This window comes from Pseudomonas sp. HT11 (assembly GCF_044875395.1).
Taxonomy (GTDB): domain Bacteria; phylum Pseudomonadota; class Gammaproteobacteria; order Pseudomonadales; family Pseudomonadaceae; genus Aquipseudomonas.
The window spans coordinates 4,749,551-4,774,679 of sequence record NZ_CP173217.1; the positions used below are offsets into that span (position 1 = coordinate 4,749,551).

At 60.4% G+C, this 25,129-nt stretch carries 24 protein-coding genes; 5 read left to right on the forward strand and 19 right to left on the reverse strand.

Translation table 11 applies throughout. The annotated features are described in order from the left end of the window. The first annotated feature begins 185 nt into the window (after positions 1–185). Positions 186–926: a lysophospholipid acyltransferase family protein gene (locus tag ABWL43_RS21905; protein WP_404484329.1), complete on the forward strand. Its 741-nt coding sequence runs from the start codon at positions 186–188 to the stop codon at positions 924–926. Between the two features lie 136 nt (positions 927–1,062). Then, a complete protein-coding gene (locus ABWL43_RS21910; protein WP_404484332.1) occupies positions 1,063–2,034 on the forward strand; it encodes a magnesium and cobalt transport protein CorA in 972 nt (323 codons plus the stop codon). A gap of 33 nt (positions 2,035–2,067) precedes the next feature. On the opposite strand, the gene ABWL43_RS21915 is transcribed toward ABWL43_RS21910, so the two are convergent. From ABWL43_RS21915 to ABWL43_RS21925, 3 genes are all read right to left on the reverse strand, one after another. Continuing rightward, positions 2,068–2,796, reverse strand: coding sequence for an amidotransferase (locus ABWL43_RS21915; RefSeq protein ID WP_145159216.1), 729 nt, complete (start codon positions 2,794–2,796; stop codon positions 2,068–2,070). A gap of 215 nt (positions 2,797–3,011) precedes the next feature. Further along, on the reverse strand, positions 3,012–5,159 hold the full coding sequence (locus ABWL43_RS21920; RefSeq protein ID WP_404484335.1) for a 3-hydroxyacyl-CoA dehydrogenase NAD-binding domain-containing protein: 2,148 nt from the start codon (positions 5,157–5,159) through the stop codon (positions 3,012–3,014). A gap of 16 nt (positions 5,160–5,175) precedes the next feature. Next, complete coding sequence (locus tag ABWL43_RS21925; RefSeq protein WP_404484338.1) at positions 5,176–6,381, reverse strand: acetyl-CoA C-acetyltransferase; 1,206 nt, start codon at positions 6,379–6,381, stop codon at positions 5,176–5,178. Positions 6,382–7,028: 647 nt separating this feature from the next. Between ABWL43_RS21925 and ABWL43_RS21930 the strand changes: the two genes are divergently transcribed. After that, the gene (locus ABWL43_RS21930) at positions 7,029–7,835 is read left to right on the forward strand and encodes a c-type cytochrome (protein ID WP_404484341.1); all 807 of its coding nucleotides are present in this window, start codon (positions 7,029–7,031) and stop codon (positions 7,833–7,835) included. A gap of 243 nt (positions 7,836–8,078) precedes the next feature. Here the strand turns inward: ABWL43_RS21930 and ABWL43_RS21935 are convergent, their stop codons facing one another. The 14 genes from ABWL43_RS21935 to ABWL43_RS22000 all read right to left on the reverse strand — a co-directional run bounded on the left by ABWL43_RS21935 (position 8,079) and on the right by ABWL43_RS22000 (position 19,802). Next, positions 8,079–8,882 (reverse strand): transglutaminase family protein, encoded by an 804-nt coding sequence (locus tag ABWL43_RS21935; RefSeq protein WP_145159228.1) that lies wholly within the window; start codon positions 8,880–8,882, stop codon positions 8,079–8,081. Beyond that, a complete protein-coding gene (locus tag ABWL43_RS21940) occupies positions 8,879–9,829 on the reverse strand; it encodes an alpha-E domain-containing protein (RefSeq protein ID WP_106576198.1) in 951 nt (316 codons plus the stop codon). The genes ABWL43_RS21935 and ABWL43_RS21940 overlap by 4 nt, the downstream gene beginning before the upstream one ends. A 4-nt stretch (positions 9,830–9,833) precedes the next feature. Next, a complete protein-coding gene (locus ABWL43_RS21945) occupies positions 9,834–11,243 on the reverse strand; it encodes a circularly permuted type 2 ATP-grasp protein (protein ID WP_145159230.1) in 1,410 nt (469 codons plus the stop codon). A gap of 482 nt (positions 11,244–11,725) precedes the next feature. After that, positions 11,726–12,067: a ribonuclease E inhibitor RraB gene (locus ABWL43_RS21950; protein WP_003193463.1), complete on the reverse strand. Its 342-nt coding sequence runs from the start codon at positions 12,065–12,067 to the stop codon at positions 11,726–11,728. 213 nt (positions 12,068–12,280) lie between these two features. Next, the gene (locus tag ABWL43_RS21955) at positions 12,281–12,517 is read right to left on the reverse strand and encodes a hypothetical protein (protein WP_106576196.1); all 237 of its coding nucleotides are present in this window, start codon (positions 12,515–12,517) and stop codon (positions 12,281–12,283) included. 103 nt (positions 12,518–12,620) lie between these two features. Beyond that, on the reverse strand, positions 12,621–13,226 hold the full coding sequence (locus tag ABWL43_RS21960; protein WP_064453725.1) for an START domain-containing protein: 606 nt from the start codon (positions 13,224–13,226) through the stop codon (positions 12,621–12,623). A 67-nt stretch (positions 13,227–13,293) separates the two neighbouring features. Beyond that, the gene (locus ABWL43_RS21965; RefSeq protein WP_083357231.1) at positions 13,294–13,548 is read right to left on the reverse strand and encodes a YkgJ family cysteine cluster protein; all 255 of its coding nucleotides are present in this window, start codon (positions 13,546–13,548) and stop codon (positions 13,294–13,296) included. Between the two features lie 160 nt (positions 13,549–13,708). Continuing rightward, a complete protein-coding gene (locus tag ABWL43_RS21970; RefSeq protein ID WP_262208501.1) occupies positions 13,709–14,203 on the reverse strand; it encodes a translation initiation factor 2 in 495 nt (164 codons plus the stop codon). Between the two features lie 117 nt (positions 14,204–14,320). After that, complete coding sequence (locus tag ABWL43_RS21975; RefSeq protein WP_106576193.1) at positions 14,321–15,760, reverse strand: PLP-dependent aminotransferase family protein; 1,440 nt, start codon at positions 15,758–15,760, stop codon at positions 14,321–14,323. A 273-nt stretch (positions 15,761–16,033) separates the two neighbouring features. Then, the gene (locus tag ABWL43_RS21980; protein WP_145159233.1) at positions 16,034–16,849 is read right to left on the reverse strand and encodes an OmpA family protein; all 816 of its coding nucleotides are present in this window, start codon (positions 16,847–16,849) and stop codon (positions 16,034–16,036) included. Further along, positions 16,846–17,208 carry a DUF4398 domain-containing protein gene (locus tag ABWL43_RS21985; protein ID WP_242196081.1) on the reverse strand — a complete coding sequence of 121 codons (363 nt, stop codon included), beginning with the start codon at positions 17,206–17,208 and terminating at the stop codon, positions 16,846–16,848. Before ABWL43_RS21985 ends, ABWL43_RS21980 begins: the two co-directional genes overlap by 4 nt. A gap of 9 nt (positions 17,209–17,217) precedes the next feature. Next, positions 17,218–18,039 (reverse strand): ABC transporter substrate-binding protein, encoded by an 822-nt coding sequence (locus ABWL43_RS21990; protein ID WP_242196084.1) that lies wholly within the window; start codon positions 18,037–18,039, stop codon positions 17,218–17,220. Between the two features lie 81 nt (positions 18,040–18,120). Then, positions 18,121–19,050, reverse strand: coding sequence for an electron transfer flavoprotein subunit alpha/FixB family protein (locus ABWL43_RS21995; protein ID WP_145159239.1), 930 nt, complete (start codon positions 19,048–19,050; stop codon positions 18,121–18,123). Between the two features lie 2 nt (positions 19,051–19,052). After that, positions 19,053–19,802 carry an electron transfer flavoprotein subunit beta/FixA family protein gene (locus tag ABWL43_RS22000; protein WP_057009251.1) on the reverse strand — a complete coding sequence of 250 codons (750 nt, stop codon included), beginning with the start codon at positions 19,800–19,802 and terminating at the stop codon, positions 19,053–19,055. 532 nt (positions 19,803–20,334) lie between these two features. Here ABWL43_RS22000 and ABWL43_RS22005 point away from each other — a divergent pair. Beyond that, positions 20,335–21,999 (forward strand): electron transfer flavoprotein-ubiquinone oxidoreductase, encoded by a 1,665-nt coding sequence (locus tag ABWL43_RS22005; protein ID WP_404484353.1) that lies wholly within the window; start codon positions 20,335–20,337, stop codon positions 21,997–21,999. Positions 22,000–22,166: 167 nt separating this feature from the next. Here the strand turns inward: ABWL43_RS22005 and ABWL43_RS22010 are convergent, their stop codons facing one another. Further along, positions 22,167–23,057 carry an AraC family transcriptional regulator gene (locus ABWL43_RS22010; protein ID WP_242196086.1) on the reverse strand — a complete coding sequence of 297 codons (891 nt, stop codon included), beginning with the start codon at positions 23,055–23,057 and terminating at the stop codon, positions 22,167–22,169. A gap of 181 nt (positions 23,058–23,238) precedes the next feature. Here ABWL43_RS22010 and ABWL43_RS22015 point away from each other — a divergent pair, with 181 nt between their 5' ends. Continuing rightward, on the forward strand, positions 23,239–24,291 hold the full coding sequence (locus ABWL43_RS22015; RefSeq protein WP_017138342.1) for an NAD(P)-dependent alcohol dehydrogenase: 1,053 nt from the start codon (positions 23,239–23,241) through the stop codon (positions 24,289–24,291). Here the strand turns inward: ABWL43_RS22015 and ABWL43_RS22020 are convergent, their stop codons facing one another. Continuing rightward, on the reverse strand, positions 24,292–25,095 hold the full coding sequence (locus ABWL43_RS22020; protein WP_242196088.1) for an IclR family transcriptional regulator: 804 nt from the start codon (positions 25,093–25,095) through the stop codon (positions 24,292–24,294). Positions 25,096–25,129 lie beyond the last annotated feature (34 nt).

Here is a 25,129-nt window from a genome sequence, read left to right on the forward strand (position 1 = left end):
ACCTTGAGTCGGGCTTTTTCTTACAAAAAATGGGGATACGTCTTAAACCGCTCTAGCTGGGCGCTGCCGGCACACATTGAAACATGTGCTTAAACATCGCCTATCTCCCACGTCTGTAGGGGCAATTGCCGAATACAGTGCACATCCGTACACTGCGCCACCTTTTGTCCCGATGGGCTGTGTCGATGCTTTTTCTGTTACGTATGTTGTTGATGGGCCTGCACTTTATGGTCGCTGGCGTGCTGGGCGTGCTGCTAGGCATCTGTCGGCCGTTCAACCCGGATAACAGTCGCTTGTGCGCTCGCCTGTATGGGGTGCCTGCGATGTGGATGTTGCGACTGAACGTGAAGGCGGACGTCGACTCGCTGCGTAATAAGCCCGACACGTGCGTGATCATCGCCAACCACCAGTCCAACTACGACCTGTTTGTGCTGGGCACTGTGGTGCCGCATCGCACGGTGTGCATTGCCAAAAAAAGCCTGAAATGGGTGCCGCTGTTCGGCCAGTTGTTCTGGTTGGCGGGCAATGTGCTGATCGACCGGGGCAACGCGCACAAGGCGCGGCGCGCGATGCTCACCACGACGCGCACTTTGCAGCATGAAGACACATCGATCTGGGTGTTCCCGGAAGGCACACGCAACTTGGGCAAGGGGCTGCTGCCGTTCAAGAAAGGCGCGTTTCATATGGCGATTGCGGCGGGTGTGCCCATCGTGCAGGTGTGTGTCAGCAATTACGTCACGCACATGCAGCTTAATCGCTGGGACAGCGGTGATGTGCTCATACGCTCGCTGCCGCCGATTCCTACCGTAGGACTGACTTCGGATGACATCCCGGCGTTGATGCAGGCGTGTCAGAAGCAGATGAATGAGTGTATTGCACAGATGGACCGTGAACTGCAGGCCGCTTGGGCACCTGCGCCTTTGTGATTTTTTGAGGGCGCTTTGCACCCCCGTACAAACAAGCGTGCTCGCCACAAAAAGCGTGCCTGCATGAGCAACAAGGGAACGCCATTCACGCTAAGCTGCCCAACACCTGTCCTCCCAATAAGAAGCGATCAGCACCATGGGTAGAGTTGTTGCGGCGGCCGTTTACAGCGCCGGAAAGAAAGTCACTGATATCACCCTCGATGAAGGCGCAGCCTGGGCCGCCAAGCCCGATCACTTTGTGTGGATCGGCCTGGAAGAGCCCAGCGCCCAGGAGCTGGCCAACCTGCAACGCCAGTTCAACCTGCACGAACTGGCCATCGAAGACGCCCTCGAAAAACACAGCCGCCCCAAGCTTGAAACCTTCGGTGATGCGCTGTTTATCGTCACCTACTCACCGGTGCGCGAGCACGGCAAGCTGGAGTTTATCGAAACCCATATTTTTGCCGGCAACGGTTACATCATCACTGCCCGCAACGGCCACTCGGCGTCCTACGGCTTTGTGCGCCAGCGCTGTGAGGCGCGGCCGTTGTTGCTGGAGCACGGGGAAGATTTCGTACTCTATGCGCTGCTGGATTTCGTCACCGAGAATTACCAGCCGGTGAGCGAAGCGATCCACGCCGAAATTGATGAGCTGGAGCGCAATGTGCTGTGCAGCTCGCTGAGCGAGCGTGATATCCAGAACCTCCACGGCCTGCGCCGCGACGTGCTGCGGCTTAAACGCTATGTGGCGCCGATGGTGGAGATCAGTCAGGAATTGCAAAAGCTGAGCTTCCCGTTTATCGACAAGAACATGCGCCCGTATTTTCGTGACGTGCAGATCCACGTGACGCGGCAGATGGAAGACCTCACCACCTTGCGCGATATCGCCAGCCAGACGATTGAGATTGGTGTATTGCTCGAAGCGTCGCGCCAGAGCGTGGTGCAGCGCAAGTTCGCCGCGTGGGCGGCGATCCTGGCGTTCCCCACCGCGGTGGCGGGGATTTATGGGATGAACTTCCAGAACATGCCCGAGCTGCAATGGCATTACGGTTACTTTGCGGTGCTCGGGTTTATTGCGGTGGGCTGCACGAGTTTGTGGGCCAGCTTCAAGCGGTCGGGCTGGTTGTAAATCAACGCCGGCCGGCCCCCGCCTCGGCGTGATTCAAGCCACGTCGGCTTCGGGCTTGTGCGCCACAAAACGCATCATCCATTCCGCCACGGTGGCGCCGTGGTGGTCACGCGCCAGACTGGCCACGCCGTTGGTGTAGATCTTTTCGCCCAACGTTGTCTGAAGAATTTCCAGCAGCTCGCGTGAATAGTCGTGGATGAATTCCGGGTGGCCCTGGAAGCACAACACTTGGTCTTCAATGTGGTAAGCGGCGTACGGGCAGAAATCGCTGGAGGCAATCACGGTAGCGTTTTCCGGCAGGCGGGTGACCTGGTCCTGATGGCTGATCAACAAGGTCAGCTCTTCCACCACCGGGCTCATCCACGGCGCCTTGGCGTTGAGTTTGTAGTCGTGGATGCCCATGCCCCAGCCCTTGCTGGCGCGCTCGGTCTTGCCGCCCAACAGCAGCGCGAGCAACTGGTGACCGAAGCACACGCCCAGCAACTTGTCGCCGCGCTCATAGCGTTCAAGCAGGTAGGTTTTGAGGGTCTGGATCCACGGGTCGGTGCCAAAGGAATCGGCCTTGCTGCCAGTGATCAGGTAGGCGTCAAACGCCTCGTCATCCGGCGGGTATTCGCCCTGAACCACGTTGTACACAACAAACTCGGCAGCAATCGGCTGCTTGGAGAACAGGCGCTTGAACATCTGCCCGTACCCTTGGTATTGATCGATCAAGCCTGGACGCAGGATATCGGTTTCCAGGATACAGACGCGTAGCGACATAAAAAATACCTGACACGGTGGTGGGAATAATGCACACCCCAGAGCCTGCCTTGAAACACCCCTGCAAAGCAAGTCTCGCCAAGTGCCTCAGTGTGGGGGCGGGCTTGCGTGCGATGGCGTCATATCAGCCGACATATGCATTGGCTGACACACCGCTATCGCGGGCAAGCCCGCTCCCACATGGGTTTTATATCGCTCAGACTGAGGTGTTTCGGTCAGGCGAATATGTCTCCCTGCGCTGCTTTTTCCAGCAGCAGAGCCGGGGGCGAGAAGCGCTCCCCGTACTGCTCGGCCAGGTAGCGCGCCCGGGCGATAAAGTCGTTCAGGCCGTACTGGTTGATAAACTGCAGCGCACCGCCGCTCCACGCGGCAAAGCCTATGCCGAAGATTGAGCCGACGTTGGCGTCAGCCGTCGACCTCAACACGCCCTCCTCCACACAACGCACGGTTTCGATGGCCTGGATGAACAGCAAACGGTCGCGCACGTCCTGTGGCGAAATTTGGTTGTCGGGCTGTTCAAAGCGCGCTTTCAGCTGCGGCCACAGGTGTTTCTGCGCCCCTTGGGGATAGTCGTAAAAACCACCGCCCGCCGCCTTGCCCGTGCGTTTGTACTCATTCACCAACAGGTCGATCACCAAGGTCGCGGGATGCGTCGGCGGCGCCTTGCCTTCAGCCTGTAGATCTTTCGCGGTTTGCTGCCGGATGTGGCTCATCAAGCTCAGCGACACCTCATCCGACACCGCCAACGGCCCCACCGGCATGCCGGCCTTGCGCGCTTCGGTTTCGATCATTGGCGCGGCCACGCCTTCGCCGAGCATGGCAATGCCTTCGTTGGTGAAGGTGCCGAACACCCGCGAGGTGAAAAAACCACGACTGTCGTTGACCACGATCGGAGTTTTCTTGATTTGCAGGACGAAATCAAAACCTCGGGCCAGGGTTTCGTCGCGGGTATGGGCGCCCTTGATGATTTCCACCAGCGGCATCTTGTCGACCGGACTGAAGAAATGCAGACCAATGAACTTGCCTTGATCGGGCACGGCGTTAGCCAGGCCGCTGATGGGCAAGGTCGAGGTGTTGGAGGCGATGACGGCGTCGCTGCCGACCACACGTTGCGCGGCGGCCGAGACCCTGGCCTTGAGCTCACGGTCTTCGAACACGGCTTCGATGATCAGGTCGCAGCCGGCCAGGTCGGCGTCGTCCTGCGTAGGATGAATCCGCGCCAGAATGGTGTCGCGCTGTTCGGCCGTCAGTTGCCCACGGCTGATCTTCTTGTCCAGCAGCGCAGCCGAATGCGCCTTGCCCTTTTCGGCCGCGGCCAGGCTGACGTCCTTGAGCACCACGTCGATGCCCGCACTGGCGCTGACATAGGCGATGCCCGCCCCCATCATCCCCGCGCCCAGTACGCCGACTTTGCGCGTGACGTACGGCGCAAAACCTTGTGGCCGTGAGCTGCCGGCGTTGATGTCATTGAGCTGGAACCAAAAGGTACCGATCATGTTTTTCGCCACCTGGCCGGTGACGAGTTCGGTGAAATAGCGCGTTTCGATCAAGTGCGCAGTGTCGAAATCCACTTGGGCGCCCTCCACGGCGGCGCAGAGGATTTTCTCCGGGGCCGGGAAGCAGCCATGGGTTTTGCTGCGCAAAATAGACGGCGCAATCGCCAGCATTTGCGCCACCTTCGGGTTCGACGGCGTGCCGCCTGGGATCTGATAAGCCTTGTTGTCCCACGGTTGTCTGGCCTCAGGATTGGCCAGAATCCAGGCGCGGGATTTAGCCAGCAGCTCATCGCGATCCATCGCCAGCGCATTGATCAACCCGGCTTGCAGCGCCTGCTGCGGCCGCACCTTCTTGCCTTCCAGCAAATACGGCAGGGCCTTTTCCAACCCGAGCATGCGCACCATGCGCACTACCCCGCCGCCGCCCGGCAACAAGCCCAAGGTGACTTCAGGCAAGCCGAGCTGTGTCGAGTTGTCATCCAGCGCGACCCGGTAATGGCACGCCAGGCAAATCTCCCAACCGCCGCCCAACGCCGCACCGTTGATGGCGGCCACCACTGGCCTGCCGAGGGTTTCCAGACGGCGCAGTTGGGCCTTCAACACCAACACGCCGTCGTAAAATTCCTTGGCGTGAGCCTTGTCGACTCTGATCAATTCATTGAGGTCACCGCCGGCAAAAAAGGTTTTCTTCGCCGAGGTGATCACCACACCGGCGATGCCGTCCTTTTCTGCCTCCAGGCGCGCGACTGCGGCCGCCATGGCCTCGCGGTACACGCCGTTCATGGTGTTGGCGCTCTGGCCGGGCATGTCGAGGGTCAGCACCACGATCTGGTCCTGGCCTTTTTCGTAACGAATGGCGTCGGTCATGACAGGTTCCTTGGACTCAGAGGCGTTCGATGATGGTGGCGATGCCCATGCCACCGCCGACACACAGGGTGGCCAGGCCGTAGCGCTGCTGGCGCACTTCCAGTTCGTCGAGCAGGGTGCCGAGGATCGCGCAGCCCGTGGCGCCGAGCGGGTGCCCCATGGCAATGGAGCCGCCGTTGACGTTGACCCGCGCAGCGTCGATGCCCATGTCTTTGATGAACTTGAGGACGACTGAGGCAAACGCTTCGTTGACTTCAAACAGGTCGATGTCTTCCACGCGCAAACCGGCCTTGGCCAGGGCTTTGCGCGTGGCCGGTGCCGGGCCGGTGAGCATGATGGTCGGGTCGGTGCTGGTGACCGCCGTGGCGACGATGCGCGCCCGCGGTCGCAAGCCCAGTTCGCGGCCTTTGGCCTCGGAGCCGATCAACATCAGCGCGGCGCCGTCGACGATGCCGGAACTGTTGCCTGGCGTGTGCACGTGATGGATGCGTTCCACATGGCTGTAGACGCGCAAGGCGGTGGCATCGAAGCCCATCTGGCCCATCATCTCGAAGCTTGGCTTGAGCTTGCCGAGGCCTTCAAGGCTGGAGTCGCCACGAATGAACTCGTCGTGGTCCAGCAGCACGATGCCGTTTTGGTCCTGCACCGCGATCAGCGACTTGTTGAAAGAACCGTCCGCACGCGCCCTGGCCGCTTTCTGCTGGGAATGTAGGGCGAAGGCGTCGACGTCATGGCGGGTGAAGCCTTCCAGGGTCGCGATCAAGTCCGCGCCGATGCCTTGGGGCGTGAAGTGACTGTGCATGTTGGTCTGTGGGTCGAGCACCCAGGCGCCGCCATCACTGCCCATGGGCACGCGCGACATGGATTCGACGCCGCCGACCACCACCAAGTCCTCAAAGCCGGAACGCACTTTCATCGCGCCCAGGTTCACCGCTTCGAGGCCCGAGGCACAGAAGCGGTTGATTTGTACGCCGGCGACACTGATGTCCCAGTCCGCCACCAGTGCGGCGGTCTTGGCAATGTCGGCGCCCTGGTCGCCTACCGGGGTGACGCAACCGAGCACGATGTCATCCACCTGGCGTGTGTCGAGGTCGCTGCGCTGCGCCAGCGCGGTGAGCAGACCGGCCACCAGGTTTACCGGTTTGACGCTGTGCAGGGCGCCGTCGGCCTTGCCTTTGCCCCGGGGCGTGCGTATGGCATCAAAGATCAAAGCTTGGGTCATGACATCCTCGAACGCAGTGCGTGTGTGCCCCTACCTTAGGCCCGATTGACACGGTTTCAATGACGGATGCGCTCATTGCTTTTGACCCTCACGCTCGGACGAACGGTAGGGTGCTATGGGAAAGCGCGGGTTAATCGTTTTAGCGGTCTAGCCAAGGCATTGGCGCCAAGATGGCGATATGCCTCATGCCTTTTTAATTAGAAATTCTGATTAGCTGATATTAAATGGATCTAAGCGACGCAGAACGAGGGCTCTAAGGTTCAATCAGTAAGAAGTTGCTGCCGGGTTTTGCTGGAGCAACTGTAAGAAAAGCGACACGTCACGTTGCGATACTGAAATTGACCGGCACGCATTTGACGCTCAGGAATAACAACAAAAGGCAGTCAGCCATGTTCAAACATTCGAAAGTACGTCAGGCGGGACTTATTCTGTTCGCCACCACACTGATTCTGATCTTGCCCAATTTAACCAAGGTTATTGGGTGACGACTCGATCCTCACATTCCGTGCACACATTGCATCAGGACTGCAGCTTTTGGCAGCACCTGCCGGGACATTGCGTATAGCGGTCCTGTTGCAGGGGCTGTCTTTTTGCGTGCCGATTTCCGGTATCGTGGGCGCCATCGCCACTTCAAACCGGGCTCACTCTTGAAACTGATCCTCGCCTTTCTCGCCGCGCTGTTGGCCCTTCCCGCTGCGGCCGCCCAGTTGACCATCGACTTGGACCGCGCCAGCAAAACCTGGCGGACCGAAGACCTGCTCAAGCACCCGCAGGCGCAGACGGTGCATATCGTCAATGACGTTTCCTACAAGCGCGACATGACTTATCGCGCGGTGCCGCTGGCGGCTCTGTTACCGGGCCTCTTGCCGGAAAATCATCTGCAAGCCGTCGCCCTCGACGGGTTCGCCGCCGAGCTGACGGCGGCGCCTTTGCTGCAAAAACACGGTGCCCGTGCCTGGCTGGCGGTGGAAGACCCGGCTCATCCGTGGCCCGCGCTGGCCGAAGGCAAGCCAAGTGCCGGGCCGTTCTATCTGGTGTGGACCGACCCGCAAGCCGGGAACATCAGCCCTGAGCAGTGGCCCTTCCAGATGTCCGGGATCAAGCAATTGAAGACGGTGGCCGAGCGCTTTCCAGCCCTGTTGCCTGACCCGAAACTCGCCGCGAATGACCCGATCAATCAGGGCTTTGCGCTGTTCCAGAAAAACTGCCTGGCCTGTCACCGCCTCAATGGCGCCGGCGATGCGCAGGTGGGGCCGGACCTGAATATTCCCTACAACCCAACGGAATATTTCAGCGGGGATTTCCTCAAGCGTTATATCCGCGACCCGCAGAGCCTGCGGCATTGGCCCCAGGCGAAGATGCCAGCGTTCGCAGCCAGTGTGTTGCCGAACGGCGAGCTGGATTTGCTGGTGGGGTATTTAAAGCATATGGCGGGGCGTAAGCAGCAGCCTTGAGCCTTACCAAGCTCCCTTGCTCAACGGGACTGCTGTGGCGAGCGGGCTTGTCGTGGCGAGCGGGCTTGCCCCGCGTTGGGCTGCGCAGCAGCCCTAATAAAGCAGAATGCGGTGTGTCAGGTACTTCTCAAAGTGTAGTTTTGGGGCCGCTTCGCAGCCCAACGCGGGGCAAGCCCGCTCACCACGACAAGCCCGTCCCCACGACAAGCCCGCGCCCAGGGTTGAGCTGCTCCGTTCGGGAGATTATTGCTGCTGCACCGAAATCACCGGCGTCGGCGCCACAAACACTTTGGCGTGCATCTGCTCATGCCCGCCGCCTCGGCGCATGCCGCGTACCGGGCAGGCATCCAGGTAATCCAGGCCTACCGCCAACTTTAAATGCCGCTCGGGCCGCGCCAATTGGTTGGTCACATCAAAGCTGTACCACGCGTCATCCAGCCAGGCTTCGGCCCAGGCGTGGCTGGCCAGGTGCGTGCTGTCTTCGGTGTACAAATACCCCGACACATATCGCGCTGGAATGCCCAGGCTGCGCGCGCAGGCCAAGAATGCATGGGTGTGGTCCTGGCACACGCCTGCGCGCCCCGCGAATGCCGTGGCGGCGCAGGTGTCGACTTCAGTGGCGCCCGGCGTGTAGACCATCGACTGGTTGAGCGCATGCATCAGGTCGATCAACGCAGAGCGGTCGCGGCGTTGACGGCAATGCTGGTCGGCAAAACCGCGCAACGCATCGTCCGGCTCGGTCAGTCGCGTGCTGCGCAGGAACGGAAACGCCGACTGGCTTTCATGCTCAGCCTCGCGCAATTCATCGATGTCCACTTGGCCACGGGCGCCGATGATGATGGCGTCGTGGGGCTCATCAAGGGTCAGCACATGCAGGATGTTGCCAAACGGGTCGACCTGCGCGCGCACCGGGCGCGGTAGATCGAGCTGCCAACTGAGCACGTGCTGGCGTTCGCTGTCGTGGGGCGTGAGGCGCAGGTACTGGATGCTGGCGCGCACCTGGTCTTCGTAGTGGTAGGTGGTTTCGTGGCTGATGGAAAGTCTCATGCCGCCTCCAGGTAGGAACTGTAGATGGCGTCGCCCAACTGGCGGACCAAGGGGATAAAGTCGGTCAGCCAGGCATGCAGGCCTTCCTCGAGAATTTCGTCGATGGCAGTAAAGCGCAGGCGCGCGTCCATCTCGGCGGCCAGGCGCTGGGCCGGGCGCCCGTTGAGGCCGGGCAGGCTGGCAAGGATCTGGTCAATCTCTTCGCTGCAAGCACGCAGCGAACGTGGGACATCAGCGCGCAACAACAGCAGTTCGGCCACTTGCCGGGCGCCGGGTGCGTCACGGTAGATCTCGGTGTAGGCCTCAAACGACGACAACGCGCGCAGCAGGGCACTCCACTGATAGTAGGCATGAGCCGTGCCGTCGCTGACCGCAGCGGCTTGGTCGCCAGCCATTTCGTAGCGCGCATCCAGCAGCCGCAGAGTGTTGTCGGCACGCTCGATGAAGGTGCCCAGGCGAATAAAACGAAACGCGTCGTTACGCATGATGGTGCCGTAGGTGGCGCCACGGAACAGGTGCGACCGCTCCTTGACCCACTCACAGAACCGGCTCATGCCGTAGCGGCTCAGCCCTTGCTGGGCGATATCCCGGATATCCAGCCAGGTGGCGTTGATGTTTTCCCACATGTCGGCGGTGATTCGCCCACGCACCGCATGGGCGCTGGCGCGCGCGGCGCCGAGGCAACTGTAGATGCTCGCCGGGTTGGCCGCATCCAACGCAAAGAAGTGCAGCAGGCGTTCGGCATGCAGTTCGCCGTGGCGCTCGTGGTAATCCTCCAGGGTGCCGGTGATCAGCAGCGGCATGGCCAATTCGTGCAGGCCATCACCGCGCCCATCCTGGGGCATCAGCGACAGCGAATAGCTGACATCAAGCATGCGTGCGAGGTTTTCCGCGCGTTCCAGGTAGCGCGACATCCAGTACAAATCCGAGGCAGTTCTACTCAACATGGCATCAGTCCTCGACCACCCAGGTGTCTTTGGTGCCGCCGCCCTGAGACGAGTTGACCACCAGCGAGCCCTCGCGCAGGGCCACGCGGGTCAAACCGCCGGGCACCACGCGGGTTTCCTTGCCGGACAACACGAACGGCCGCAGGTCGATATGGCGCGGCGCAATGCCGTTTTCGACGAAGGTCGGACACGTGGATAAACACAGCGTCGGCTGCGCGATATAGGCGTGGGGCTTGGCCTTGATGCGCGCGCGGAAGGCTTCGATTTCCGCTTTTGTCGACGCCGGGCCCACCAGCATGCCGTAGCCGCCGGAACCTTGGGTTTCCTTGACGACCAGGTCCGGAAGGTTGGCCAGCACGTGGGACAATTCGTCGGGCTTACGGCATTGAAACGTAGGCACGTTCTTCAGAATCGGCTCTTCATCCAGGTAAAAACGGATCATCTCGGTGACGAAGGGATACACCGACTTGTCATCGGCCACCCCGGTGCCAATCGCATTGGCCAACACCACATTGCCCGAGCGATAGGCCGCGAGCAGGCCGGGCACGCCGAGCATCGAGTCGGGGTTGAAGGCCAGTGGGTCGAGAAATGCGTCATCGAGGCGACGGTAGATCACATCCACGGCCTTGGGGCCGTCAGTGGTGCGCATGAATACGCGGTCATCGCGCACGAACAAGTCGGCGCCTTCCACCAGTTCCACGCCCATTTCCCGCGCAAGGAAGGCGTGCTCGAAGAACGCGCTGTTAAAGCGCCCCGGGGTCAGCACCACCACGCTGGGGTTATCCAGAGGGCTCGAGCTTTTCAGGGTGTCGAGCAACAGGTTGGGGTAATGGTCGATGGGCGCGATGCGCTGGGCGGCGAACAACTCGGGGAACAGGCGCATCATCATCTTGCGGTCTTCGAGCATGTAACTCACGCCGCTCGGTGTGCGCAGGTTGTCTTCCAACACGTAGTAGGTGCCGTCGCCATCGCGTACGAGATCAACACCGGAGATGTGGGAATACAGATCGCGGTGCAGGTCCAGGCCCTGCATGGCCAACTGGTATTGCTCGTTGGCCAACACCTGTTCGGCGGGGATGATCCCGGCCTTGATGATGCGTTGCTCGTGATAGAGGTCGGCGAGAAACAGGTTCAGCGCCTTGACCCGCTGAATGCAGCCGCGCTCGACAATTTGCCACTCACTCGCCGGAATGCTGCGCGGAATGGTGTCGAAAGGAATCAGGCGCTCGGTGCCCTGCTCGTCCCCGTAAAGGGTGAAGGTGATCCCGGCGCGGTGGAACAGCAAATCGGCTTCACGCCGGCGCTGGGCCAGCAATTCGGCGGGAGTTTCAGCTAACCAGCGGGCGAACTCGCGGTAATGGGGGCGGACCTGCCCTGCCCCGTCGTACATTTCATCGTAATAAGTGCGGATCATGCCGTACTCCTTGTCACCCGGGCGCGAGAACCGTCGCAAGGCCCGTGCCAGCGGCATAAACACTTAAAAATCAGTGAGTTAAATAACCTTCAAGTTTTGCGCGCACCGTCCTGGTGCGCAGAACGCCTGCTGTCCTGTACCACGCTTCATCGCAATGCGGGCTTTGACTATCAACAGCATAGTCAGAGTTGATTTCACTGCCCGGTTGCGCTTGCGGATAATCCCCACATCGGCTGACCAGGATGTTTCCTGAGATGTCAGCGAACCGCTCTTCCCTTTAAGCCACCCTCTTTGGGTGGTTTTTTTTGCGCCGTAGAAAGCCAAGAGCCCGGCTTGCCGGCGATCGCGAGCTTAAAGACGCGATCGCCGGCAAGCCGGGCTCATAAGGGTGGCGATGTTGAGGACGCAGTTGTGGGGAGTGCACAAACAAAATCGGCCGACCCAAAGGTCAGCCGATACGCTGTGTTGCTCATCGAATGCCGCTACATGGGTAACCCACGCACCTCCTGCTTGACGCCCCATCCCTCGATGATCCCGCCCAAAGGCTCGACCACCGCTTCAAAGTCTTGCTCGAAGTCTCCTATGCCGTCGTAGGTTGCGAACATGATTTTGCTCAGTTCCAGGTACCAGGCGCCATCATCGCGCGCGCTGACCTGGGCATTCAGGGATTCCCCACGAAATCGACCCGCAGCCCTTCGCGCCCGCTCCTCATCCGGGAAAATGGCGTAGAACTCGATGGGGTGAAAACGTGAGAAGTCGAAACCGCCTTCTTTCATGCGGCGCAGTACGTTGGTGCTGATGTCTTCTTGATAGGCTGTGCTCATGAAACGTCCTCCTCAAACTGATGGATAGACTTTCCGTGCTTCCCGAAGACCGCGCCCTGCTGGCGCGGGTGCTACGGCATTAACGACACCGCGGGAAAACAAGCATGTAGCTGACAAGACCAGACCTTAGCGATTCATTCGCTGATCTCGGTTGCAGAGTAGCGCGAAGCTATCACCTCCACCAGAGGTGCTTGAAGGGCATACAGGCAATGTTCAGGCGGCGGGCGAAATGTCGAGGATTTGAATGCTGTTCTGGTCTTTAAGAATCTTGACCGTAGGCTCGGGTTTGCGCCCTTCCAAGTCATTCAGGTCAAGTTCGGCGGCCACTGGCACCAGCTTGTTACGAATCATGTGTGCCGCATCTTCGAGGCTGGGCTTCTGGTCGCAGCTGAACTGCTCGACGGACTGAACGCCGTGATCATCAACGAAGGTAATCTGCCACTTTTGCATCGGTGCCTCCTCGATAAAACCCATGTGTGGGCTTACAACTATCTGGACCTTGAGGGCTCTGCAAACGTTCCACTCAAGTCAGGAGGCACCTGATTAATGACACTTATTTTTCAGCGTGTTCTTTCAAGGCTTTCAAGGTGTTGAACGGCGCGTCCACCACGAACTTGTTGGCCAGCCACGATGGCACGCTGCCGCCTGGCTCGGTGTGCACCTGGTAGGTGACTTCGGTCTGGTTGTCGCCTTTGGGTACCAGCTTCCAGTAGCCGTCTACCTGGGCAACGCGCACGTAACCTTTCACTTCCGGTTGGTAGGTCGGCACTTCCAGCAATTTGCGGGTCACGGTGCCGTCGGCAGCCTTGGACGTGGTGATTTCGAGGATCGAATCGCGGTCGGTCACCGGGAACGGTGCCTTGAACTGGGTGTAGGTCCAGCTCTTGTCGCCTTCGGTCTTGAGCAGTTTTTGCGATTTGCATTCGTGGATCCAGGAGCAGGCACCGGCCACGTCTTCCTGCAGGGCCTGGATCTTGGCGACAGGCGCCTTGATCAGCGCCACACCGCGGTAGGCCTTGTATTTGGAGCCGGCAATTTCGCTCAGGGACACCTTGATACCGTCTTCGTCCTTGGCGACCTGCCAATCCTCAGCCTGCGCAGTGGCAGCAAACAACACCGTAAAACCGCACAACACAGCCATTCGTTTCAGCGAACCCATTGTTGTATTCCTTATTGTCGAAGTTCTGAAAGTAAGTTCTGAAAGTAAATTCCGATAGTAAAGCCCATCAAGCCGCCGTCATCTGCTCCCACCAGCCGATCAACCGGATCGCATCGGCCTGGTCGTTGCCACAGACATCCAGATCTGCCTTGAAATCACTGCACACCGCTGGGCGTTCCGGTTGGCCAAACAGCAGGCATAGCTGTTCGACCGACAGGTGCAGGCAGCGTTCGCCCGCGGGTTTGCCGTGCGGCATTCCCGGCAATGGCGAACTGATGGAGGGGGCAATGCAGCATGCGCCACAGCCTTCACGGCATTTCATGACCAACAGGTCCTCGACGACTCAATGTGGATGGCCGGGCTAGAGTACGCCCTTAAACAGCCGTTTTAAAATGGTCTAACAGGGGTTTTTCGCACAAAACAAAAGTGACTGACCAGTCTGCGACAGATGGTCGATGAGCGGCGTCACCTTTGCGCGAAATTTATTGCTTGAACTCGAAATCCAGCGCTGCGCCTTCGATATCGCGACGTTCATCGTTACGCAACTGCAGCTTCATCTCGTTGCTGAGCAAGCGGCCGTTGATCTGGAACGCGCTGTTGTCGGTAGGTTTCTCGCCAAACATCGGCGGCAGCAAGGGCACGCTCTTGGGCTTGGGCATGGTGCCAATGGGCTGCAAGTGCCTGACCATGTCCGTAGGCAGTGTCAGGTCCAACTGTGCCGGTGGCAGTTTGGTCTGCGCCACTTCATGGGCTGACTTGGATTTGCTCGCGACAGGGGCGCGCTTTTTCACCGTGGCGGCTTTCTTCTTGGCCGCCGGAGCCTTTTTGGCGGGCGCCGGTTTTTTCGCGGGGGTGGCCTGCTCGGTACTGGCGGCGGGCTTGCTTTCAGACACCACAGGCGTTGCCGCCAGCACGGTGCCGACGTTACACAGGCTTAACAGGCCAACCACTACAGCAGCGCGAAAAATAGATGTCATATCGCCAACAGCATTAACGGCAGAGGGCCATATGCTCGCTTGTTGTGCGCGGCATGACAAGTCTGGTGATTAGCCAGCTATCGGTACTGTCCCCATTACACGCCTCAGCCACTGGCCTCAAAGCCCGGCTGCAGTTTCCTGGCACAGCTGGCTGGCGAGCATCCCCAAGGTCATCAGCGCCCGCTCTGCTTCGCGGTTCCACGGCGTGCCGCAGTTGAGGCGAATACAGTGGTTGAACTGTTCCGTATTACTGAAAATCACCCCCGGCGCAATGCTGATGCCCTGCTGCAGTGCGCGCACGTGCAGTTCCTGGGTATTGACCCGCCCCGGCAAACTGACCCACAAGATAAAACCGCCGTTGGGACGCGTCATCTGTGTGCCTTCCGGGAAATACTGCTGCACCGCCAGCTGAAAAGCGCTGAGGTTCTTGCGGTACTCCTGGCGGATATAACGCAGGTGGCGGTCATAACCGCCGTTTTCCAGGTAGGCCGCAACGCCCATCTGGGTCACGCTGCAGGCCGAGTGGGTGCTGAACATCTGCAGCCGCTGGATTTCCTGCTGGTATTTGCCGGCAATCATCCAGCCGATGCGCACGCCGGGAGACAAGGTCTTGGAAAAGCTCGAGCAGTAGATCACCCGGTCGAGGCGGTCATAGGCTTTCAGCGCCTTGGTGCGGCCCAGTTCGAACATCAGTTCGCCGTAGATATCGTCCTCGACGATCTGGATATCGAAATCCGAGGCCAGGCGCAGCAACTGTTTCTGGCGTTCTTCAGGCATGGTCGCGCCCAGGGGATTGCTCAGGCGCGTGGTCAGCACCAGGGCCTTGATCGACCACTGGTTGGCCGCCAGTTGCAAGGCCTCAAGGCTCATGCCGGTGGACGGGTCGCTGGGGATCTCGATGACTTTGAGGCCCAGCAGATCGGCCAATTGCAGCAAACCGTAATAGGTGGGCGATTCGGCGGCGATCAGGTCGCCCGGGCGGGTCAGCACGCGCAACGACATCTGCAACGCATCGACACAACCGTGGGTGATCACCACTTCGGAGGGATCCACCACTACGCCGGCGTCGCGCATGCGAATCGCCACTTGGCGGCGCAATGGCTCAAAGCCCGGGCTGAACATGTAACTGAATGCGCGCGGGCTCTGGAAGCGGGTGACTTTGGCCAATTGCTGGTGCAGCGCCCGCACAGGCAGGTAATCCACACTCGGCACGGCGGCGCCCAACGGGAACACACCTTCGCGGCGCGACTCGACCAAGACTTGCTGGATGATGCTGCTGCGGGTGACCAAACCCGGGCGCTCGACCCGCGCGATGTCCGGCGTGGGCGCCGTCAACGCAGGTGTCTGGTGCACGTAATAGCCCGACTGCGGCCGCGCCCGGATCAGCCCCTGGTCTTCCAGGTTGGCATAGGCCTGTAACACCGTGGCGTGGCTGACGTTGAGCTGGGAGCTCATTTTGCGCACCGAGGGCACACGCTCACCGGGTTGATAGACACCACGGCGGATGTCCTCAGCCAGTTGCTGGGCGATACGTTGGTAGAGCAACAGATTGGTCATGACGCAGCACTCGATTTCACGGGTATTTTATTTTTGTGTGAAACATACCGGCACAGTTTAGAAGTGTACGGGGACAGTTGCGAGAATAGTCGAGCTCGGGCGGCAGTGATAGAAAAAACTGTGCGGGTGTTGAACATGAAAAACCCGATCAGCGATCGGGTTTGCTTGGGGTGGGAGCTGGCTTGCCTGCGATGGCATCACCTCGGTTAGCCAGATCCACCGAGGTGCCCGCATCGCAGGCAAGCCAGCTCCCACAGAGGACCGCGCAGGGCGTCAGCGCGCAGCGCCCAGCTGGCCCTTTTCATCGGAGAACACAATCTCCACCCGACGGTTCTGCGCGCGGCCACGCTCGGAGGCGTTGGCTTCGACCGGGTACTGGTCGCCATAGCCTTCGACCTGGATACGTTTTTCATCGATCCCCAGGTCCATCAGCACATCGGCCACCGATTGCGCACGGTCGCGCGACAGCTTCAGGTTTTCCTGCTCGCCACCGGTGTTGTCGGTGTAACCCTCGATGCGCACCACGCGCTTGGGGTTCAGTTGCAGGAACTGCACGATCTTCAGCACCGTCCGATTGGCCGAGTTTTCCAGCTGCGCATCACCGGTGTCGAACAGCACATCGCCGAGGGTCATCACCAGGCCGCGATCGGTCTGGGTGGTGGTCAGGCTGGCGATTTGCTCTTCGAGCCACTTGCCCTGTTGCTGCACGCTGGCGAGTTTGTTTTCGCGCAGGGCCAGTTGCAGGCGTTGGCGTTCCAACTCGAGCTTGGTGCCGCGCTCGGCGTTAAGGCCCTGTTCGGTGTGTTCGCGGGCGATCGCACTGTACCGCTGGCTCAGGTAAGCGTAATGCACCACGTCGGCACCGCTGCCCCAGTAGCTGGACAAACGATCGGCGCGCGCCAGGGATTCACCGGCGCGAATGACGTCCTTGGGTGCAAAGCGCAGCACATTGGCGTCTTCCTTGACCTTCTGGAAATCAGTGCCGGCCTGTTGCAAGGCCTGCTCGCTGCTCGGTTGGCTGGCGCAACCGCCCAGGGCGGCGCTGCCCAGCAGCACGACACAGCTCAAACCACGGATCATCGGGCTCATTGGGCTTCTCCCAACTGCAATTGCTTGCGCAGGCGGGTGATGCGGGTGTTGAGCACGCTCAGTTGCTCTTGGCTCTTTTGGGTCAGAACCTTGGCTTCGGCAAGGCGCGCGTCCAACTCGGCCTGTTCGGCCCGCATGCGCGCATGCTTGTAGGACTCATCGGCCATGTCGGCCTTGGCCCTGGCGAACTTGTCTTCGGCCAGTTTCAGCTCAGGCGAATCGTCGACGCTGGCCCCCACGGCGCTGGCTTGTTCCAGGGCTTGCTGGGTGAGGCGTATTTGCTCATTCGGCGCAGGATCGGCTGCACATCCCGCCAAAGCGACAACGGCGAGGGCCGCGAAAAGAGGTCGAATAGTCACTGTAAATCCTTACTTTGCTGGGGTGCCGACGGGTTGCTGCAATTGCGCTTTCCAGCGCTCGAGGTTGCGCTGCATTGCTGTTTGCACCACACCGGACGCGGGCAATTCTGTCATCTTTTTGGCCAGCTGTCCGCGCAGCCACGGATCATTGCAGGCCGAGTTGTGGGAAATCGCCAGGTACAAGCCGGGTTGATCGACAGGCACTTCACGCGCGATCAAGTCGTTGCTCATGCCCAGCGTCTGGGCCATGGCCATACCCGAATAACGCCCGGCGAGCACGTAGTCCACTTCCCCCAGCAGCAGTTTCTGAAAGGCCGGCGTCAAGGTGGGGAAGCGTTGCAGGTTGAGCTGTTGGCTGGCGAAGGTGTCGAAATCGGCACTCAAGCGTGCGCGTTCCGAGACTGCGCCCTTTTGGCCGTGCAGGTCGGCCGCCGTGGCGTAGACCAGCGCCGAATCCTTGCGGGTCCAGACCAGGTAGTCGATCTGCATCAAGGCCGGGTGGATGTAGTCGAGGGTTTCCAACTCGCCCAGGTTCAGCGGCGCATCGGCGAGGATGTCCATGCGCCCGCTGCGCACTTCATCCAGGGCCAGGGCGCGTTTGCCGCCATAGAGCAGATCGATTTTAAGCCCCAGCTCCTTGGCCACTTGTTGCAGCACATCGGCGGTGGCGCCGATCAGGTGCGTCGGGTCTTGTGGGTCACGCCATAACAAGGGCGGCGCGTCCGGGCTGCCGGTGATCACCAGGCGCTCACATTTGCCAGCGGCCAGCGCCAGGCTCGGCAGCAGCGCCAATCCAAGTGTCAGTGCCAGCACTACGGGACGCAGATCCATGGCGGTTCTCCAGATTAAAAAGGGGCGCGCAAAAAAAAGCCCGGTCCAAAGACCGGGCTCTTTATAAGTGAAGCGGCTGGATTAGACCAGCTTCTCCAACTCAGGTACGGCTTCGAACAAGTCCGCCACCAGGCCGTAATCAGCCACCTGGAAGATCGGCGCTTCTTCGTCCTTGTTGATCGCAACGATCACTTTGGAGTCTTTCATACCGGCCAAGTGCTGGATCGCGCCGGAGATACCGACGGCAATGTACAGCTGTGGCGCAACGATTTTGCCGGTCTGGCCGACCTGCATGTCGTTGGGTACGAAACCTGCATCGACGGCCGCGCGGGACGCGCCCACCGCAGCGCCCAGCTTGTCGGCCAGGGCGTACAGGTGCTTGAAGTTGTCACCGTTCTGCATGCCACGCCCGCCGGAAACGACGATCTTGGCAGCGGTCAGCTCAGGACGATCCGACTTGGCCAGCTCTTCGCCAACAAAGCTGGACGTACCCGCGTCGTGGGCGGCGGAGACGGCTTCAACGGCCGCCGAACCACCTTCAGCAGCAACCGGGTCGAAACCGGTGGCACGCACGGTGATCACTTTTACCGACGCGTTGGACTGCACGGTGGCAATGGCGTTACCGGCGTAGATCGGGCGCTTGAAGGTATCAGCGCTTTCAACCGAGATGATCTCGGAGATCTGGTCAACGTCCAATTGCGCGGCAACGCGTGGCAGGATGTTTTTGCCGTTGGAAGTAGCGGCAGCCAGGATATGGCTGTAGCCAGCGCCCAGCTCTGCAACCAGAGGAGCAACGTTTTCCGGCAGTTGGTGAGCGTAGGCGGCGTTGTCGGCCAGCAGTACTTTGCTCACGCCAGCGATTTTCGCCGCGGCGTCAGCCACGGCGCCAGCGCCCTGACCTGCTACCAGCACGTGAATGTCGCCACCGATTTTCGCAGCGGCAGCCACGGTGTTCAGGGTGGCCGGGGCCAGCACCTTGTTGTCGTGTTCTGCGATTACCAAGATAGTCATGATTAGATTACCTTCGCTTCGTTTTTCAGTTTCTCGACCAGTTCAGCCACCGACTTGACCTTGATGCCCGCGCTGCGTGCAGCCGGCGCTTCAACCTTGACGGTCTTGTTGGTGGAGGCGGTGGAAACGCCCAAAGCTTCTGGAGTCAGCGACTCAAGCGGCTTCTTCTTGGCTTTCATGATGTTTGGCAGGGACGCATAGCGCGGCTCGTTCAAACGCAGGTCGGTGGTGACGATGGCCGGCAGTTTCAGCGAAACGGTCTGCGCGCCGCCGTCGATTTCACGGGTAACCGCAACGCTGTCGCCGCTCACTTCGACTTTGGAGGCGAAGGTGCCCTGGCCGTAACCGGTCAGTGCAGCCAGCATCTGGCCAGTCTGGTTGTTGTCGCTGTCGATGGCCTGTTTGCCGAGGATCACCAGCTGAGGCTGTTCCTTGTCGACAACGGCTTTGAGCAACTTGGCAACGGCCAGGGAGGTCAGCTCTTCAGCCGATTCAACCAGGATGGCGCGGTCGGCGCCCAGTGCCAGGGCGGTACGCAGCTGCTCTTGGGCAGTGGTAGGACCGATGGAAACCACAACGATTTCAGTCGCCACGCCTTTCTCTTTCAGGCGTACGGCTTCTTCCACAGCGATTTCGCAGAAAGGGTTCATCGACATCTTGACGTTAGCGAGGTCGACGCCGGAATTGTCCGCCTTGACGCGAACTTTCACGTTGTAATCGACAACGCGTTTGACAGCTACAAGAACCTTCATGGATTCCTCGTTACTCTCCGGTGAAAAGAAAGTCGCCTAGGCGAACCTGGCGGTTGATGCTCATCGGCACACAAGGGCACCTCCAAAAACGTCGGCGGATGACCTTACTCACGGGAAATGATGACCGTTCGTCAGTGGTGACTGAGAGGTCATTCTTTATCGCGGCGTGTAAACTGCGCGCCATCAATGAAACGCGCGTCACCTGTTTTGCCTTGGCCCTGCTTTTGGACGTGCTCTTGAAACCTGCGGTATGCCTACGGTATGCGCAAAACCGACCGTATATTGACCGGAACGCCTATTCTGGTCAATACGCCAAAATAGCCAGTCATAAGCCGCGTTGCTTTGATTTACCTAGCTTCCAAGCAATTCAAACAAACGTTTGTATTGGACGCTGCCAGTGGTGTAGATATAATGCGCCACCTAGAGAGAAAGGTGGGTCATCCCGTGCTCCGAATGCAGTGATGACGGATACGACACCGAACCTCCACCCATTAAAAAAAAAGCCTGTTGAGCCTTGAGTAGGAGATAGCCTGTGGAACGCGAATACATGGAATTCGACGTGGTCATCGTCGGCGCTGGCCCGGCAGGCCTGTCTGCCGCCTGCCGACTGAAGCAGAAGGCCGCCGAAGCCGGTAAAGAAATCAGCGTCTGCGTGGTCGAGAAAGGCTCCGAAGTCGGCGCGCATATCCTTTCCGGTGCGGTGTTTGAACCCCGCGCCCTGAACGAACTGTTCCCGGACTGGAAAGCACTTGGCGCCCCGCTCAACACTCCCGTGGTGCGCGATGACATCTATGTACTGCGCAGCCCGGAAGCCGCCACCAAGGTTCCCGACTTCTTTGTGCCCAAGACCATGCACAACGAAGGCAACTACATCATCTCCCTGGGCAACCTGTGCCGCTGGCTGGCCCAGCAGGCCGAGAACCTGGGTGTGGAAGTCTACCCAGGCTTCGCAGCCCAAGAAGCACTGTTCGACGAAAACGGCGTGGTCCGCGGGATCATCACCGGCGACCTCGGCGTCGACCGTGAAGGCCATCCAAAGGAAGGCGTCTATACCCCGGGCATGGAGCTGCGTGGCAAGTACACGCTGTTCGCCGAAGGCTGCCGTGGCCACATCGGCAAGCAACTGATCCAGCGCTTCAACCTGGACAGCGACGCCGACGCCCAGCACTACGGCATCGGCCTCAAAGAAATCTGGGAAATCGACCCCGCCAAGCACCAACCTGGCCTGGTGGTACACACCGCCGGCTGGCCGCTGGACATCATGAGCAACGAGAACACGGGCGGTTCTTTCCTCTATCACCTGGAAAACAACCAGGTGGTCGTGGGTCTGATCGTCGACCTGTCCTACAGCAACACCTTCCTGTCGCCGTTCGATGAGTTCCAGCGCCTCAAGCATCACCCGGTGCTGGCCCAGTACCTGGAAGGCGGCAAGCGCATCAGCTACGGCGCGCGTGCCTTGGCCAAAGGCGGCATCAACTCGCTGCCGAAGATGGTCTTCAAAGGCGGCGCCCTGATCGGCTGCGACCTGGGCACCATGAACGTGGCCAAGATCAAAGGCAGCCACACCGCGATGAAGTCCGGCATGCTCGCCGCCGACGCTGTGGCCGACCGCTTGTTCGCCGAGTCTGAAGGCGGCGACGAACTGACCAACTACGTCGACAGCTTCAAAGCCAGCTGGCTCTACGAAGAGCTGTTCGCCAGCCGCAATTTCGGCCCGGCGATGCACAAGTTCGGCCCGATCCTCGGCGCCGGCTTCAACTGGTTCGACCAGAACATCCTCGGCGGCAAAATGCCGTTCACCCTGCACGACACCAAGCCGGACTACGCCTGCCTGAAGCTCGCCAAGGACAGCAAGAAGATCGATTACCCAAAACCCGACGGCAAGCTGAGTTTCGACAAGCTGAGCTCGGTGTTCATCTCCGGTACCAACCACGAAGAAGAACAGCCGTGCCACTTGAAGCTCAAGGACCCGAGCATCCCGATCGGCACCAACCTGCCGCTCTACGATGAACCGGCGCAGCGCTACTGCCCGGCCGGCGTGTATGAAGTGATCACCAAGGAAGACGGCGAGAAGCGCTTCCAGATCAACGCCCAGAACTGCGTGCACTGCAAGACCTGTGACATCAAGGACCCTTCGCAGAACATCACCTGGGTGACGCCGGAAGGCGCGGGCGGGCCGACTTACCCGAATATGTAAGTCATTGGCTTGAACAAAAAGGCTCCCAAATGGGAGCCTTTTTTATGGGCAACATATATCAACTGTGGGAGCTGGCTTGCCTGCGATAGCGGAGTCTCAGTCAACCAATCTTTAGCTGACCCATCGCCATCGCAGGCAAGCCAGCTCCCACATTGAGCGAGGTGTGATCAGGCAGCCCGCTCTTCACCGGGGTTACGCAGGAAATAGCGCTTATATTCACGACTGAACTGCGACGTACTCTGATACCCCACACTGTGCGCCGCCTGCGCCACGCTCAGGCCGTCCACCAGCAGCAACTGCTGCGCCTTGAGCAAGCGCAGCCGCTTCAAATACTGCACCGGCGACAACAACGTACAGCGCTTGAAATGCTCGTGAAACGTCGACGCGCTCATGTGCGCATAACCGGCCAGCGTCTCGATATTCAGCGGCTCGGCGTAATGGGCATGCAGGTGATTCAACGACGTGGCGATGCGCGAAAATTGCCCCTGCTGCTCCACCAATGCCCGCAACACATCGGCCTGCGGCCCGCGCAACGCGGTGAACAACAATTCGCGCACCCGCGCCGGGCCCATGATCCGGCTTTCCAGCGGATCGTGCAGGCACTGCAACAGTCGCTCCACGCACCCACGCATCGCATCATCGAGCACCACCGAACTCATCGATTCCAGCGTCTGCGCTGCCGGCGGCGGCCCGGCCTGAATGCCCATGGCCATGACCAACTCGCCCAGCACCACCCGATCAATACCCACCGTCACGCCATACAACGGCGCGTTCGGCAGGGCAAAGGTCTCGCATTCAAACGGCACCGGCATCGCCTGGATCAAATAATGCCCGGCGCCATACTCCAGCGTACGCGGGCCCAGGTAGGCGACTTTGCTGCCCTGGGCCACGATCATCAGGCTCGGCTCGTAGATCTGCGGGCCGCGCGCCACGTCGCAGCTGGCGCGCAGGACCTGCACGCCGGGAAGGTTCGTCGGCGAAAATCCGTCGCAGGGCGTAAGCCCTTTTATCAAGGCCACCAACGTGGCGTTGGCGTCGAGATGGCGGGTCAACAACATGGCAAAAAACTTCGCGAAAAAGGGATGAGAGCATCATCGCAGGTCTGAGGGCACATGAATCCAAACAAGGGGCACTCCCGGACGAATAGGCATGAGACTCGGAGCAATCGCCATGGCCGCATCGGGGCGCGGCGCGGAGAATGCGCCGCCTCCCTAGTTATTCCTGTTGCGAGGTTTCCTCATGTATACCGCCATCGGTTATGCCGCCCAGTCGGCGACCACTCCCCTCGCCCCCATGTCCTTCGAACGCCGCAGCCCGCGCGCCGATGACGTGGCCATCGAGATTCTCTACTGCGGCGTGTGCCACTCCGACATCCACCAGGCGCGCAACGAGTGGGGCATTGCCGTGTACCCGCTGATGCCGGGCCACGAGATCGTCGGCAAAGTCACCGCCGTCGGCGCCAGCGTCACCGCGCACAAAGTCGGCGACCTGGTCGGCGTGGGCTGCATGGTTGATTCGTGCCGCCACTGCGACGCCTGCCACGCGGACCTGGAGCAATACTGCCTCGAAGGCCCGACCATGACCTACGCCACCCCGGACCGGGTCGATGGCAGCAACACCATGGGCGGCTACTCCGACAGCATCGTGGTCAGCGAGCACTTCGTGGTGAAAATCCCGGCCAAGCTCGACCTGGCCAGCGCCGCACCGATCCTGTGTGCCGGCATCACCACCTACTCGCCGCTCAAGCACTACGGTGTGAAAGCGGGCGACAAAGTCGGCGTGCTGGGCATGGGTGGCCTGGGCCACATGGGCATCAAGTTCGCCAAGGCGATGGGCGCAGAAGTCACGCTGTTCACCCGCTCCGCGAGCAAGGCTGAAGAAGGCCGTCGCCAGGGCGCCGATCACGTGATCGTGTCCACCGACGCCGAGCAAATGAAAGCCGCCGCCGGCAGCTTCGACTTCCTGCTCGACACCATTCCGGTGCAGCACGACCTGAACCCCTACCTCGACGTGCTGCGCTTTGACGGCGTGCACATTCTGGTCGGCCTGATCGAACCGGTCGATCCGCCGGTCAACGCCGCCAAGCTGGTGTTGGGCCGTAAAGTGCTGGCCGGTTCGTTGATCGGCGGTATTGCCGAAACCCAGGAAGTCCTGGATTTCTGCGCCGAGCACAACATCACCTGCGACATCGAAATGCTCGACATCCGCCAGATCAATGAGGCTTACACCCGCATGATCGCCGGTGATGTGAAGTACCGCTTTGTCATCGACATGGCGACCTTGAAGGCCTGATCAGGCCTTCGCGCCCAACTCCGCTGACAGCCGCGCTGCGACCTGTTTGATCACAGGGATCAGCTCGGCCATTTTTTCCAGCGGCATGTAGGGCACGGTACTGGCGATGCTGATGCCGGCGACGATTCGCCGGCTGGCATCGCGCACCGGTGCCGCCACACAACGGATCGACGGTTCGTTGTCTTCCAGATCGAACGCATACCCCCCCGCCACGTATTCGCGCATGCGCTGCTCGAACTGCGCCCAGGATTGCTCCGGGTGCTGCGGCCACTGCTGGCTTTTGCCACCGGCCGGAAGGCTGGCTTCATACAGGCGCTGCCACTCCTGCACCGAGTCGTCCAGCAACATCGCCTTGCCCACACCCGTGCGCGCCAGTGGCATGCGATGGCCCACCCGCGAGCGCATTTCCGGACCGTTACGGCCGGGATTCTTGTGCAGGTAAAGCACGTCATCGTATTCGCGAATCGCCAGGTGGATGGTGTCGCCGGTCAGCGCCGACAACTCATCCAGATACGGCACCGCGAGGCTCACCAACGGCAATTCTTCACGGGCCTGGAAGCCCAACTCGATCAGCTTGGGCCCCAACAGGTAACCGACTTGCGGCACCACACGCAGGTAACGCTCCTCCACCAGGCAACTGGCCAGGCGGTGGGTGGTGCTGCGGGTGGTGCCGATGCGCCGGGCGATCTCTTTCAGATCCCGCGCACCGCCCGCCACTGCCTGCACCACGCCCAGGCCACGCAACAGAGTCTGGGTGCCGGTGGGCGCGGCGTCTTTGACGGGGATGTGGGCGTTTTCCTGCATATCGGGCCTATTGGGAAGTACGAAAACGGCGCCA